Annotated in this window: 12 protein-coding genes; 6 read left to right on the top strand and 6 right to left on the bottom strand. The window is 49.1% G+C overall.

Features of this window, described 5'->3' with window-relative positions; translation table 11 throughout:
* Nucleotides 1-443: 443 nt before the first annotated feature.
* The 3 genes from D109_RS0124730 to D109_RS0124720 form a co-directional block, all read right to left on the bottom strand.
* Nucleotides 444-2252 carry an NACHT domain-containing NTPase gene (locus tag D109_RS0124730; RefSeq protein WP_081585385.1) on the bottom strand — a complete coding sequence of 603 codons (1809 nt, stop codon included), beginning with the start codon at nt 2250-2252 and terminating at the stop codon, nt 444-446.
* Between the two features lie 272 nt (nt 2253-2524).
* Nucleotides 2525-2740: a hypothetical protein gene (locus tag D109_RS0124725; protein WP_026078206.1), complete on the bottom strand. Its 216-nt coding sequence runs from the start codon at nt 2738-2740 to the stop codon at nt 2525-2527.
* Between the two features lie 348 nt (nt 2741-3088).
* Nucleotides 3089-3340 (bottom strand): helix-turn-helix domain-containing protein, encoded by a 252-nt coding sequence (locus D109_RS0124720; RefSeq protein WP_017479245.1) that lies wholly within the window; start codon nt 3338-3340, stop codon nt 3089-3091.
* Between the two features lie 739 nt (nt 3341-4079).
* On the opposite strand from D109_RS0124720, the gene D109_RS0124710 reads away from it, so the two are divergent.
* The gene (locus D109_RS0124710; protein WP_017479243.1) at nt 4080-4700 is read left to right on the top strand and encodes a hypothetical protein; all 621 of its coding nucleotides are present in this window, start codon (nt 4080-4082) and stop codon (nt 4698-4700) included.
* 728 nt (nt 4701-5428) lie between these two features.
* Here the strand turns inward: D109_RS0124710 and D109_RS0124700 are convergent.
* A complete protein-coding gene (locus D109_RS0124700) occupies nt 5429-6289 on the bottom strand; it encodes an AbiJ-NTD4 domain-containing protein (RefSeq protein WP_017479241.1) in 861 nt (286 codons plus the stop codon).
* Between the two features lie 376 nt (nt 6290-6665).
* Here D109_RS0124700 and D109_RS0124695 point away from each other — a divergent pair, with 376 nt between their 5' ends.
* Together D109_RS0124695 and D109_RS0124690 are read left to right on the top strand one after the other, a co-directional pair.
* The gene (locus D109_RS0124695; protein WP_017479240.1) at nt 6666-6875 is read left to right on the top strand and encodes a hypothetical protein; all 210 of its coding nucleotides are present in this window, start codon (nt 6666-6668) and stop codon (nt 6873-6875) included.
* Between the two features lie 424 nt (nt 6876-7299).
* Nucleotides 7300-7923, top strand: coding sequence for a recombinase family protein (locus D109_RS0124690; protein WP_017479239.1), 624 nt, complete (start codon nt 7300-7302; stop codon nt 7921-7923).
* A gap of 267 nt (nt 7924-8190) precedes the next feature.
* On the opposite strand, the gene D109_RS0124685 is transcribed toward D109_RS0124690, so the two are convergent.
* Nucleotides 8191-8970: a hypothetical protein gene (locus tag D109_RS0124685; RefSeq protein ID WP_256219575.1), complete on the bottom strand. Its 780-nt coding sequence runs from the start codon at nt 8968-8970 to the stop codon at nt 8191-8193.
* Nucleotides 8971-9111: 141 nt separating this feature from the next.
* On the opposite strand from D109_RS0124685, the gene D109_RS0124680 reads away from it, so the two are divergent.
* On the top strand, nt 9112-9660 hold the full coding sequence (locus D109_RS0124680) for a hypothetical protein (protein WP_017479237.1): 549 nt from the start codon (nt 9112-9114) through the stop codon (nt 9658-9660).
* A 95-nt stretch (nt 9661-9755) separates the two neighbouring features.
* On the opposite strand, the gene D109_RS0124675 is transcribed toward D109_RS0124680, so the two are convergent.
* A complete protein-coding gene (locus D109_RS0124675; protein WP_017479236.1) occupies nt 9756-11219 on the bottom strand; it encodes a site-specific integrase in 1464 nt (487 codons plus the stop codon).
* 241 nt (nt 11220-11460) lie between these two features.
* On the opposite strand from D109_RS0124675, the gene D109_RS0124670 reads away from it, so the two are divergent.
* On the top strand, nt 11461-11856 hold the full coding sequence (locus D109_RS0124670) for a nucleotidyltransferase domain-containing protein (RefSeq protein WP_017479235.1): 396 nt from the start codon (nt 11461-11463) through the stop codon (nt 11854-11856).
* Nucleotides 11846-12280 (top strand): DUF86 domain-containing protein, encoded by a 435-nt coding sequence (locus tag D109_RS0124665; RefSeq protein WP_017479234.1) that lies wholly within the window; start codon nt 11846-11848, stop codon nt 12278-12280. Before D109_RS0124670 ends, D109_RS0124665 begins: the two co-directional genes overlap by 11 nt.
* Nucleotides 12281-12338 lie beyond the last annotated feature (58 nt).

Genomic DNA, 12338 nt, shown 5'->3' with positions numbered 1-12338 from the left:
GACAAAGATAGCCTAATGCCACTGTGGCAATCAAACTGAATCGTCGTTGGACCAGGGTCGTAGGCCGTAAAACCAGAAAGTCAGTAAGGTGTCTTGGCTCTATCCCGTACCTACACCCACCACAAAAGGTATTCAAGGCGATTAGCAAAAAACTAACCATCCTTACCTCTTTCCCTTGGGTCAACATGAAAAACCGGAAGCGCCAAGGGGGGGCGCTGGCAATGGTGCGTCAGATTTCGTGCACGCAACCTCGAGCGCACGCAGTCATTACCAGCATTCAGTAACTGTCACCAGTTTCGCGCAACATTACATCAGCACTGCTCGAAGCCTTGAAAATAGTGGCGCGGGTGGATGGAATCGTACACCTCGTCATCAGCTGGGAAGCTGAACAGATCTCACTTCCCTCACCGAGTTTATTAGGCCCCCCGTAGACGTATGGAAGATTAGTCGTCCTTTTCAGATAGAATTTCTTCGAGCAGGTCGTCCTCTTCAATCTCATTATTAATATCTATCGCGGCTTTTTGTAGGGATTGAAGCGCTGTAGCCTCTATCCTCCTCAGCATCGACCATATCTCATCGTCGCCGAATTCTCTTAGTACGGGGCGCACTGGACCGGAGAATACCTTACGGTTTCCTGAACTTTCAGCTTCGTCAAATGCGGCGCTTTTTATTAAATTTTCAAAACTTTTATTTTGGCATTGTTTAAAGAGTGCTACGAAGAAAGCGTTGCAAATTTCCACGTCAAGTTCAGAAGATGAAGTAAAGGGCCTTCTGAATTTTTCCACGCTATTCTTAGTTAGTTCTATTCTCGAGCCCGGCATCAGCTTGTCAATAAAGTTTAATAGGTTGCTTGAGTTTTGTTCTTCAATAAGGGCTGAAAGTTTTTCGAGTTCTGTTGGTAGGTATTTTAAGGTGTAGTGTTTTGAGTATCGAAGAGGGTCGATAGTTTTAAGAAATTGAAGTACATGCTCCCATTGTTGAAAGTTTTTGATAGTCGAATTATAAATTTTGATTGCTTTCGCTTCTGATAGGTCTCGAATGAATGCTGCTGCGTGATAGTCGAGGATGCTTTTATGTAGGAAGGTTATCGTGTCGAGTCCTTCTTCTAACATTAGGCAGGAGACTTTTATAATGTCTTTTCGAAAATTTTCATTTTCGCATACCATATTTTTTTTGTATTTTTTTGCAGCCGCAAATGCTTTGTCGAATTCTGAACTGGTCATTGAACGGCCCATTTTGCTCTGTACGGCCATGAAGCAAAATGTTTCGAAAAGAATCTTTAAATCGCTTTCGGATAAGTTACTGTAGTGTTGTCTATTAAATCCAGCCTTCTGTTTGTCGTGCTTAGCAAAGACAACGCCAAACAGCTTGTCAAAGAACCCAGAAAGGGTTGATGGTATTTCTTTTTCAGTCTGATAGATCATAACTACTAATGTCAGCATCAGTGGTGTATGTACCACACCCTTGATGCTTTCTGCGCAATTCTCTAAAGCTGCAATTACATCAGATCTTTTTATTATATCGATTATAAGCTTTGAAACAAATGGATCGTAATCGCTGGTTGTTAACGGGACAAGTTTAACTACCTTGAAGCCCGAGGCGTTTTGAATATTGCTTCTAGGTCGACTAGATATAACTATTTTTAGTGATTTGTATTTTCTTTGAATTATGTTCAGCTCTAGAATTACATCTGATACACACTCACTAGGTATTTCGTCAAAACCATCTAAAAGTAGAATTATCTTGTCAGATTTTGCCAAATAATCGAAAATTTCATCGTCGTATTTTATGCCGATAGATTCAAAAAAAAGCGATATAGAATCTAGCAGTGAACGCTTTGATGTAATCGTGCGTAGCTCTAAAAATATTGGGATTTTTTCTGGTTTTTTATTTTTTATCATCGACGCGGCAAGATGCCGCAGGAACATTGATTTTCCTTGTCCGACAATGCCTTCGATTACTAGATTACCTGGAGGAAGTTCACCTATAGAGGCGATTTTTTTTGCTTTTTTCTGATGTTCTATTTTTGATGGGTAGTAAAAGTCTTCGAGGGGTTTTTCTTCCTCTCCTGACCATATCGTCTTTACGTAGTTTAGCTCTATGAGTGTTGATGCGGTGTTATGTATGCCCGAATCAGTTGACCATTTATGCAATCCTGTTTTGACTTTGCCTTTTGCACCGTTATACAAGTCAGTGATAATTGGCCTTAGGGTGTTCGTTAAAGCAATCGTTGTCAGTGTAGCGCCCGTCATAAAATATCCCTATTAGTGGATCAGGGTAGCGAGAATACCAGCGGTAGGTTAGAAAAAGCGATCCTGAGCAAAATTCTGCACGACCAGTTGGTTTAAAATCGTTACGAAGCGTTCTTGAACTGGCTGAAAGCGCCAATTTATAGGGGCATAAGTCTTCAGTCCTCTTACATTCAGTCACCGAGAAAGCTATTCATTTTGCGCCTGACTGGCAGCAATCGACTCAACGCTACCCTTCGCAAAGGACAGCTTTCGGCCTCGCTGATAGCTGCCATTTAGGAGAGATCCGCCCCCCTCAATCGAGCCAGTCCTTGCTTGATATGGCCCGCGTTTTCACCAATCGTTTGAAGTGCTCCTCGAACATTCGTACCGAGGTCCAAAGCGTTTTGCTGCTCAGCCCAAAGAGTCAGCTCCATCAATGCCGCTTCCAGGGCCAGTTGATTTCGATAAAAACGTTCCAGTACGTTCGTCAGTGAGTACTCGCTAGCAATGGTGGGTGACTCGTTTTGAAAGAAATGAAGCATAGCAGTGCTAATGCTATGGATGGGAGAGAAGGGCAGGAGGGGCATGTGTTAGGTCGGTGATGGTCGAAATTGGTACTTGGTTTTTCAGGAACCCATACAGGGTTTGTATTACGCGGGCCACAGATTTAGTAGTTCCAATCCATCATTGTACGTACCCAGATTAGACCTGTGGGTGGCGAGAGGAAATTCGGTACTGCTCGCTACATCTAGGCAATCGCTAAGGAGCGATCGTCCGCATACTTATACAGCCCCCTCCTTACCTTACTCATGCTGTGGAAACGGGTTCCTCTGGGGCGTTAGGTTGGATCTGTAGTCTCATCCTTCCTCTGCCAGTAGTTTTTCAAGCACGGTTGCCAATTTTGTGAGCGTCACGCCAAGTACTATGCACAAATCACGAAGCTGAATGACGTCCAGGCGGCGTGTCCCGCTTTCAACGTCGCTCATGAAAGATTGCGGGCGCCCCAGCGCCTTTGAGCATTGGACCTGGGTCAGGCCGGCCTCATTTCGATATTTCTTCAGTAGTGACAAGAGCACAGCGTGCTCACGTCTGTAGATCGTTTTAGGCATGGTCGTCAGCTATGGGAATTAGCTGCTAAAGCTATATCTGCTTTTCAGATATCTGAATTTCAGATATTTTGGCTGCTCAACCTTCATTGTTTATCAGGTGAAAGCAGCCATGAACGAAAGAATCTACGTGCTGAACGGGCAGAAGAAGACTACCAATCACATTCTCCATCTACTCCTATGCATACCTACAGCCGGGTTGTGGCTAGTGTTTTGGTTTCTTGTCGCCATGCAGAATAGTAGGCACAACAGAAGAATTGATAAGAAAATCAGTCGAATATTGGAACATAAAGAATCTGGGAAAACCGATGTGGAGGCGTATCAGGAAATTCGTAACAAAGATCAATATAAGAATAAAGTACTGTTGGTCATCATTGTTGTGATCGTCTTCATTGTTTATCTTAACTCCCGTCACTGAGTGGCGTTGGTTAAGAGAGGAGAGCAAAGTTTCATTCCTAAGTCACTGCTAGCTTCCTAGATGTCGCGTACGCTGAAAGGTGAGCTTTGGGCTGCCTGGCAAGAGAAAAGCTCTCATATCGCACTACAGGAGCTTGCAAGTGTAAAGTTACTTGACGGATATGGCCTTAAAGTGCATATTAATAACTTTGCAGTAAACCAGAACCGAACGATCTCGACTTGCCCCAGTGCAACGTCAGGCGTCGGTTTTCTGCCGTCTGGATTTTGACCCAGCAAACTACCCGAGGCACTCGCCTATGAAATGAACTGACCACAGTAGAATACTATGGAACATTCTTGCACCTACCAACCGACACGAATCTACGTCGATGGCTACGTTGTCGATATCGCTACCGGTGAAATCATCGGCCCCGACCAGTTCAGCTCCATCTATCTCGACCAATCCAAACCTCAGCAGCCGCTGTACTTATGCCGTAGCGTTGATGACTTACACGACTTTCTCGACGGAATTGACCTACGCAAGCTCCCTCCACTCAACACTTCTACGCTGATCGACGCCCGCGACCACGCCCATGGTGTTTGGCGTGACACCAAGATTGATTGCCGAATCACCGTTCCAATGATGAATACGCTTGTCGCTCTCCGGGGACTGGTAAAGTATGGAAACATCATCATGATGACAAAGGCGGATTTGGCGAAAGGACTGGGCGTACTAGAATCCAACTTGATGAAAAAGCTGACACCGCTGGTAAACGCAAATCTTGTTCGGGTGTTCACTTCCCGCCATGGCATTCGAACGGGCGAGATCAAGCTACTGGTTAACCCACGGCTGATATTTCGGGGCTTTGACAGTAATCGTGACAGATACATTGAACAATGGTACAGGGATGGCTTTACCGAAATGGAAATCCCATACGAGCAAGTGAACATCACCAAGGCTGCGTAAATTTTCAAAAAAACTTACGCACAAATCAAGCCGCAACACTTGGCAGGCAAGGCCCCTTCAAAATCCCTTACCTATAAGAAGACTTTACGCAGTGCGGAGCACTACAGTTGAATCACCCCATGGCGTGACATTAGTCGTATCGTCCCGATTCCGGATCAGCCCAACAGTAAATACATCCAGCATCACCACAACCCAAAATGCTCTTGCTTTTGATCTTCTACACCGAAGGTGATGGGCAGCAGTTGTCAGCGAGCGCTGACGGTTAACTACTGAATGCGAGCGCATTCCTTTATGCACAAAAATCCAAGATCAAGGGCAGAAGCGGTTCTGTGGTGATTTCTTCATGTATGGCTTCGGTTGGACTGGAAGTCCTGTGGCGATACGTCCACCGAGAGGTGGAGACATTGAAGTGAATCAGGCTTGCAGCTCACGCTGTTGCCACCCTTGTGCTTGGTGGGGCCATACGGCGACGTATGAAGTGGAACACCCTTTGTCATGGGAGTGACCCGATAGGTGCTTCCCCTTTCTGGAGTCCACCACGCGTGGCATTCTGCCTGCAACAGCCGTCACAGCTCCAGGCTGAGACAGCAGCCAAGCCCGCAGTGGTAGTCCTCAAGACATTCCGCTCGTTCGCTGATGAGTTGGATGAGCAGATGGATGACATGCCCCTACCGGTGCTACAGGTCCATACGGCAAAGTATGCGGTGGACCCTCTGCCCTGGGAGTGATTAACCTTTCGCGCTGTCGATGGCGAAGTTGATGAACGCTGAACACGAGATCAGCATCCAGCGGGCGTCTGCATGGGTCAGCTCGGATACATCCATGAGTGCGTGTCGAATTCCATCTGCATTCGATGTCCAACCGTAGAGAGAAGAAAACGCACTCTTCAGCGCAGGATGGAGATCATGATGTTTTTCAAGTTCGCTCAATGCAGGTGCTAGAGTAGTACGGGGGTTACCTGTTAAGTGTTTTGCCAGCGACTCTACCGCACTGATGCTCTCTTTTATGGAGTTTCGGTAATCTGGTTTATCCCTATCTGTAAGCATAGCCAGCGCTGTTTGGAGGTGTGTCTTTACACCTGCATACTCATCCGAAACTATTAAAGCCCTATCTATCTCGGCGATTTCGTTTTCGTCCGTAATCTGAGTCACAAGTCCGTTCACGATCCGAAATGCAGAACTCTCAAGTTGAAGTGTCTGATTGCATTCCGCTATGAATTCGTCAGCCGTCGAGAACTCATCGTATTCACTATTGAAATTAGGACCATGTGCGGCCGTAAATTCGATGAAGCTATATACGCGATGCCAGTGATCCTCTTCAAAAATATCACTTAGTTTCTCTACCATTGCGGAGTACAAGACTGGCAATTGATCAAGGCGCTCTTTGAAGTAGCGGGAGTGGATCGCAGACATGAATTCTTCCATGTTTGAGCCACGGGTAGCAGTACTACCCACATACCGATGAGCAAATCGCCCTAGGTAATGGGTAAATACGGCGTTCCACAGCCCTATACGTAGATCATCGTCGATCTCATCAACTTGGATGATTTTCGCTGCCGTCCGAAATCCCATGCGCTGTGAGAAATCCATCGCTACCTCACTTGTACGATTATCTAGGAGAGCCGACTATCCGCTTCCTTTCTCACGTCATTATCCATGCTGGCGATGTGGCGGTATATCCCCAGTGAAACCTCCGCTGAAACCCCTAATATCCCCACGATAACCTCCCGCACGAGGGGGCGCCCCAAGATCGGAGTTCTAAGGCGATAGGGCTGAACGCTAGTGTTTCCATGGGGTGTGTGGGGCGAGGGTTAAGCTTTTTCCCGTGACTACGCTCAAATCGAGGTTTTAGCACCAGAATGCCGATTCTGGGCCTGAATCACCGTTTTTCCACGGACGGCAACACTCGGCCCCGGCCGGCTCGCCGATGGTCTAGGATTTCGGGCACCACAGCCGAGGATGCCTCATGGACGATGACCTGAACGAAGTGACTGCCGATGCCTTGGAGTTGCTTATGCTGAACCAGAACGCTTTGGGCGCTTGCATCGAAGAGATAGCCCTGTGGCTTCGTGAAGAGGGGGCGGAGGCAGCTCACAGCAACATTGCTGGCGCCCTTGAAACTCTCAATACAAGCAATGAAGGCATCGCCGGTGCCATCCGCGTGCTGCGTCGGTAGGCCAGCCTGAAAACTCGTTTCTTCAACCTTGCTAACCCAGCTCCCTGAACTAGCCTCGGTATGGTCGCCGGTGTGGCGACGTGCTACCAAGGAGCTGATATGCCTACAAGATATCGTGATGCGGTTACTGGGGAATATGTAACGGAGCGAGAGGCAGAGAAGAGGCCAAGGGAGACGGTGAAAGAAAAAGACAATCCTGCTCCGAAGAAGCCACCGAGCGGCGGCAAGAAGAAATGACACTCAGGCGGGGAGGCTTTTGCTTTCTCGCCTTTTCTCTGGATCTCTATCAAAGAAGTAGACTTCTCTAGTAGTCGGATAACCGCCCGTCCGATAGATAAATCAACTATCAAATACCTATCCACTCTTTGTTATCGGATAGATTATCCTTGATCTATCAAATCGATTGGCTAAAGGATAGCCAGCCATGAACGCCCACCTCTACCTTCGTGCATCGACCAAGGATCAGGACGCTAATCGTGCCAAGGGATCCCTTGAAGCATTCGCCGTTGGGAAGGACCTCACCATTGCAGGCGTTTACGCCGAGAACATCAGTGGGACGAAGCTCAACCGCCCTGAACTGATGAGGCTGCTCGATGTAGCTCAACCGGGAGACATCCTCCTTTGCGAGTCTGTAGACCGGCTGAGCCGTCTTTCCATGGGCGACTGGGACACGCTAAGGGCCGCTATCAAGGCGAAGGGCCTTCGCTTGGTGATCGCTGACCTGCCCACCTCCCACATGATGGTTGAGGACAAAGGCATAACTGGGCAAATCATGGAGGTGATCAACAACATGCTGCTTGACCTGATGGCGACCATGGCCCGCCTTGATCAAGAGAAGCGTGTTGAACGGATCAACCAAGGACTAGCCAAGAAGCGAGCAGAAGATCCCAACTGGAAGCCAGCCGGTAAGGGCAAGAATGCCGAATTGTGGAAGAAAGTAGAGGCACTGATCGTGAAGAACCCAACCCTATCGGCTGATGATGTAGCCAAGTTGGCGGATTGTGGTGTTGCTACGGTTTATAGGATCAAGCGTGAATTGAAAGCCTGACTTTGACGCCCCACAGAGCCCGCCTTGAGCGGGCTTCGTTCCATTTGATACCAAGGCACTCGGCTCGACGCCTGCCAGAAGCGATCCCGACGGCACGGCGCACAAGACTTATTTTCAGGAAGCAACTGCTTTCGATGACCGTCAGCGTCCACGGTTAAGCCGTTCCAGCAAATTTCTGGGGGGCTTGGTTATTTCCCCCCGCCACAAGCCAATCGCCCATTGAGTTGCGATCCTAGTTCAGCGGCGGGCAATAGATATGGCTGAAAATTACCTCTTCTTGGTAGCAGCTAACGTTTCAAAGGCTTGCAGTGCCCCGGCAGGCAATCTGATTAACTCGCTCACAGGGCGTGCGATTTCAGGATGAAGATACAAGGGCGAATTTATAGCGACAAAAGGGTTCAGCCCTGCACCAGGGGAAATAGGTTCAGCATTGCCGAACATTGCATTACGCCAGACAAGGCCCTCATGGGCGGGTTTGCCTTCTTCTGCTAAAACTTTCTCCAGCAATCCATTAGGGATGTAGCCGTCAGTTGGAGCACCTTCAAGTCTTTCTCTAAGCTCCGCGAGGTTGGCTAGGAGTACAGACTCGTTTGGCGTGTCGTTGTAGTGCTTTATATCCAACGGGACGCAATACTGTCGGAGTCGCCAAATGAGCGCATCGAGCCCCGGCAGTTCGTCGTGAAGCAAGAAGACTGAGGATACTAAATACCTATCGCCCTCCGAATCGGCTAGATGCTCGAAGACTCTTCGCTCATGGTCCGGAAGCGAAATATCGAATCGTAACCGTTCATTTACGAGCTGCAGGCCCTTGTTGAGGTTGTGTCCTACGTTCTTGGAACTAACCCTGCCCAACAGGAGCATGCACTTTAAATACTTCTCTATTGCCTGCAATCCGGACCAAATAGCCTGAGTCGGCAGACCGGCCCTGAGCGCGAGTCGTGCAGCTATATAATCACCATCCCCTATATCCCTAAAGCTTCTTATAGCTAGATCGTTGATCCACGCACTTTCTGTGGGGGTCTGATATCCGGCAACGAATTCGTCCAAGGTCCTTTTCATTTTGGTGCCCATCTTCGCCTCGCGCTCAATACGGTTTCAGGCTGAGTATGCACATCTGACACGCTGTGCACCCGCGACTTTCGTAAATGCTATCCTCTCGCCACTAAATCAGGGATGGCGCGCGGATAAATGTCTATTTGGAACTTCAGTTTAAAGAAATCTGTACTCCTCCCCATCGGCGGCATCGTCGCTACTTGGCTTCTGACTAAGATTCTTGATGCCTATCTCGACATAACGATTCTGGCAAACTTGTGGGACTGGCTTGTCCAGCGTAGTGAGTGGCTTTTTCAGGAGGTTCCGATGCCCCTTTGGCTTTTGGTATGTACGACCATCTCTGGTCTGAGCGTCATTGCCGCGCTTGCGTACGCACTGATGGAGCTACGGCGATCAGAGGGCGAAATTCACCGGCTGAGGCATCCAGTAGACACGCCCCTGAACGACCTTGAGCATATGGTATTGATGACGATTGCAGGCTTTCTGGAGAACAACATGCACGCCAGTAGAAGGGATCTTCAGGAGCGCGTCGGTACAACACCGTTACCAGTACAAGCCGCTCTAGATGTCCTGACCACACGCGGCCTTGTCGGTGATGAGCTGGCTGGTAACGCGGTCTATATTGGCCTCACCCCAGCAGGGCGAAGGTATGCGCTGCATCCGGATAATTTAAGACGGACTTAGTTGTTCTCTGCAAGCCTTCAGATGCTAGACCTTTTTATGCCTTCAAGGATTGTGTAGGCGGGTGGTCGTGAGCTGTAGGATTCAGTCAAGGGCAGCTAACGGCTTGGGATCGTGGGCAGCTTCTTGATCGCTGTAAGCTTCTGCTTGGGTGATGAGCCCTTGCTATAGACATCGAACGTCACCGTCCCCGATTCATGACCAGCAAGCTCTCTGATCAATCTGTCTGGCACATCTGCACGCACTAGCTGGGTGATAACCGTCGCACGGATCGAGTGGAATACGTGCGATCTTCCAAACCCGTTGGCAGTTTTCAATCTGCCAAATGCCTTGGACAGTGCATCTGATCGAATGCCGTATTTGTTCTTGCTTTCGGACGGCACCAAGAATCCATCGGTAGAGGTTTCGGTAAGGCGCGCAACGAGCTTCTTTAGCTGGGGATGAACAGGGACTTGTCTGATTCCGGCGACAGTTTTTGAATCCGTGATATCGAACATTGTCACGCCTTCGAGGGTGATCAAGTTCTCCGTGCGAAGCTGGCATAACTCCTCGATTCTCCCGCCGCTGTAAGCCCCCAACAGGATCAAGTCTGCAAGTGTGCTTAGGCCCTGTTCCTTTGCCGCCGCATGAAGGCTGCCAATCTCTTCAATGGTGAATGCTTTCCGTGCTGCTTCTTTCTTGGCCTTGCCCTTGATGGTGGGAAGGGTGTGTTTCTCGAAGGGGTTCACTTGACCTTTGTAGCTCTGACGCCACTGTGGCTCATGTGTGCTTGCCCATTGCCAAAATTGACTACCCGCGAGCAGGTATTGCTGCTTGGTTTTGCTGCTGAGCGTCATACCTTGCAACCAAGTGCTAACTGCATCGAAGTCGAGAGGACTACCGGATTGTTGAAGATGGTCCGATAGGCTCAACAGTTTCGCTTCCTGCTGGTTAACCGTCTTGAGTGCTACGTGATGTTCAAGGCGGTATGTGCGGAATGCTGCCAGACGTGTCTTGGTGATAGGGGAGCGAGCTTTGTAACTGGAAGGGTCTTTGATGAGGACTGCCAGTTCGTCCTTCTGATCAGGAGTGAGGTTGTGACGTTCGGTAAGTCGTCTTCCCACAAACCCCTTGAACATGTCGGCTAGGTCATCCTCAAGCCTGATCATCCCCATTGGCTCACCACTGCGGCGCTCAATCATCGCTTTAAGGGCTGCTACTACCTCCGGGTTTTCCATCGCCTGCTTCACCGCTTCGGGATCAGGGACTGGCAGAGGTGGGATTTTCTCGCCGATTCTTTCTCGTTTGGCGCTAGTAGCCATTTGGTCAAGTTGCTCAACCATCATGGCTACGTTGTCTTGCCAACCATCCGGCAACTGTTTGCCTTGCCGTGCGATTTTTATCTGACTTTTCCAAGCGTGAAGGATAGGCAGGCGACGGTATAGTGCCTCTTCTCTCGATCCCGTTTTCAACGATTGGGATAGCACCCGGCGACCGCCAAATGCTTCCCGTACGTCCTTCGGAACGTCCAGCCTTACGTGGTATGTGCCGCCTTGGAGTTCTAGGTTGTTTGCCTTTGCCATGATCACCTACCAGCGGCCAATTCTACGTAAAGATTCTACGTAGATTCACATGGAAAGCCCTGTGGTACAATGGTTAATGGGTTTTTTCGTGGCGGGTGGTGAGTCCCTATCTCTCCGCCATTATTGAAAAATGAAAAACCCCCGATAACTTCAATGTTGTCGGGGGTTTTTTGCTTTCAGTCAGAAACTGCATAATGAATTCTGCTACGGTCTTCGTTAATTGGCGCTTCGGACATCAGTCATGAATTTTAAAAAAGTACTGGCGCGTTTGCAGGCTGAAGTTCCCGAACTATTGGCTGTGTATGTGTTCGGTAGCCAAGTGACGGGTGAGGCAGGTAGTGAGAGTGATCTGGATGTTGCGGTCCTTTCTGCGGGAGTGGTCGAGCCTTTATTGCTATGGCAGCTCTCCGGGGAGTTGGCCGATATAGTTGGAGTTCCAGTCGACTTGCTTGATTTGCGCGCAGCCTCAACAGTAATGCAATACCAAGTATTGACCACTGGGCGTCGGCTCTGGTCCGGGAACGTCCAGGCGGGTCTATTCGAGAGCTACGTCCTGAGCGAAAAAACCGCGCTGGACACGGCAAGGGCTGAGTTGTTGGCGGATATCCAGAAGGAAGGGAAAGTTTATGGTCGATGATGTTCTCATCAATAAAGCAGCCAGCATTGAGCGGTGCGTTGCGCGCGCCCGTCAGGAATACGATAAAGATCCCACCAGCTTCGCCACAGATTTCACGCGCCAGGATGCGGCGATTTTGAATATTCAGCGTGCCTGTGAGGCAGCGCTGGACATGGGCCAGCACTTGATTCGTCGTGACCGCCTGGGCGTTCCACAAGGCGCTCGTGACGTGTTTGAGTTGTTATGCCAGGGCGGTTGGGTCAATCCTGCGTTGCTGACCAACCTGAAGAACATGGTCGGGTTCCGTAACATTGCTGTTCACGAGTACCAGACGCTTCAACTGCCGATTACCGTAGCGATCATCACAAAACACCTGGGGGAGTTTCTAGCATTTAGTTCGCATATTTTGACCAAGGATGCGGGGTTGGAAAATAAACAGGTCTAATCTGTGAATTTTACTCTCCCTCTGAATAAGTTTTCCTGCTGCGGTGTTCACCACACAG

This window comes from Pseudomonas sp. PAMC 26793 (assembly GCF_000313235.1).
GTDB classification, from domain to species: domain Bacteria; phylum Pseudomonadota; class Gammaproteobacteria; order Pseudomonadales; family Pseudomonadaceae; genus Aquipseudomonas; species Aquipseudomonas yamanorum.
This window is presented reverse-complemented; position numbering and strand designations above follow the sequence as displayed.

What these genes read in the sequence shown, in the direction of transcription:
- D109_RS0124670 (WP_017479235.1), top strand. Translation starts at nt 11,461, where the DNA reads ATGAATTTTAAAAAAGTACTGGCGCGTTTGCAGGCTGAAGTTCCCGAA.
- D109_RS0124695 (WP_017479240.1), top strand. Translation starts at nt 6,666, where the DNA reads ATGGACGATGACCTGAACGAAGTGACTGCCGATGCCTTGGAGTTGCTT.
- D109_RS0124665 (WP_017479234.1), top strand. Translation starts at nt 11,846, where the DNA reads ATGGTCGATGATGTTCTCATCAATAAAGCAGCCAGCATTGAGCGGTGC.
- D109_RS0124680 (WP_017479237.1), top strand. Translation starts at nt 9,112, where the DNA reads ATGTCTATTTGGAACTTCAGTTTAAAGAAATCTGTACTCCTCCCCATC.
- D109_RS0124675 (WP_017479236.1), bottom strand. Translation starts at nt 11,219, where the DNA reads ATGGCAAAGGCAAACAACCTAGAACTCCAAGGCGGCACATACCACGTA.
- D109_RS0124690 (WP_017479239.1), top strand. Translation starts at nt 7,300, where the DNA reads ATGAACGCCCACCTCTACCTTCGTGCATCGACCAAGGATCAGGACGCT.
- D109_RS0124720 (WP_017479245.1), bottom strand. Translation starts at nt 3,340, where the DNA reads ATGCCTAAAACGATCTACAGACGTGAGCACGCTGTGCTCTTGTCACTA.
- D109_RS0124700 (WP_017479241.1), bottom strand. Translation starts at nt 6,289, where the DNA reads ATGGATTTCTCACAGCGCATGGGATTTCGGACGGCAGCGAAAATCATC.
- D109_RS0124710 (WP_017479243.1), top strand. Translation starts at nt 4,080, where the DNA reads ATGGAACATTCTTGCACCTACCAACCGACACGAATCTACGTCGATGGC.
- D109_RS0124730 (WP_081585385.1), bottom strand. Translation starts at nt 2,252, where the DNA reads ATGACGGGCGCTACACTGACAACGATTGCTTTAACGAACACCCTAAGG.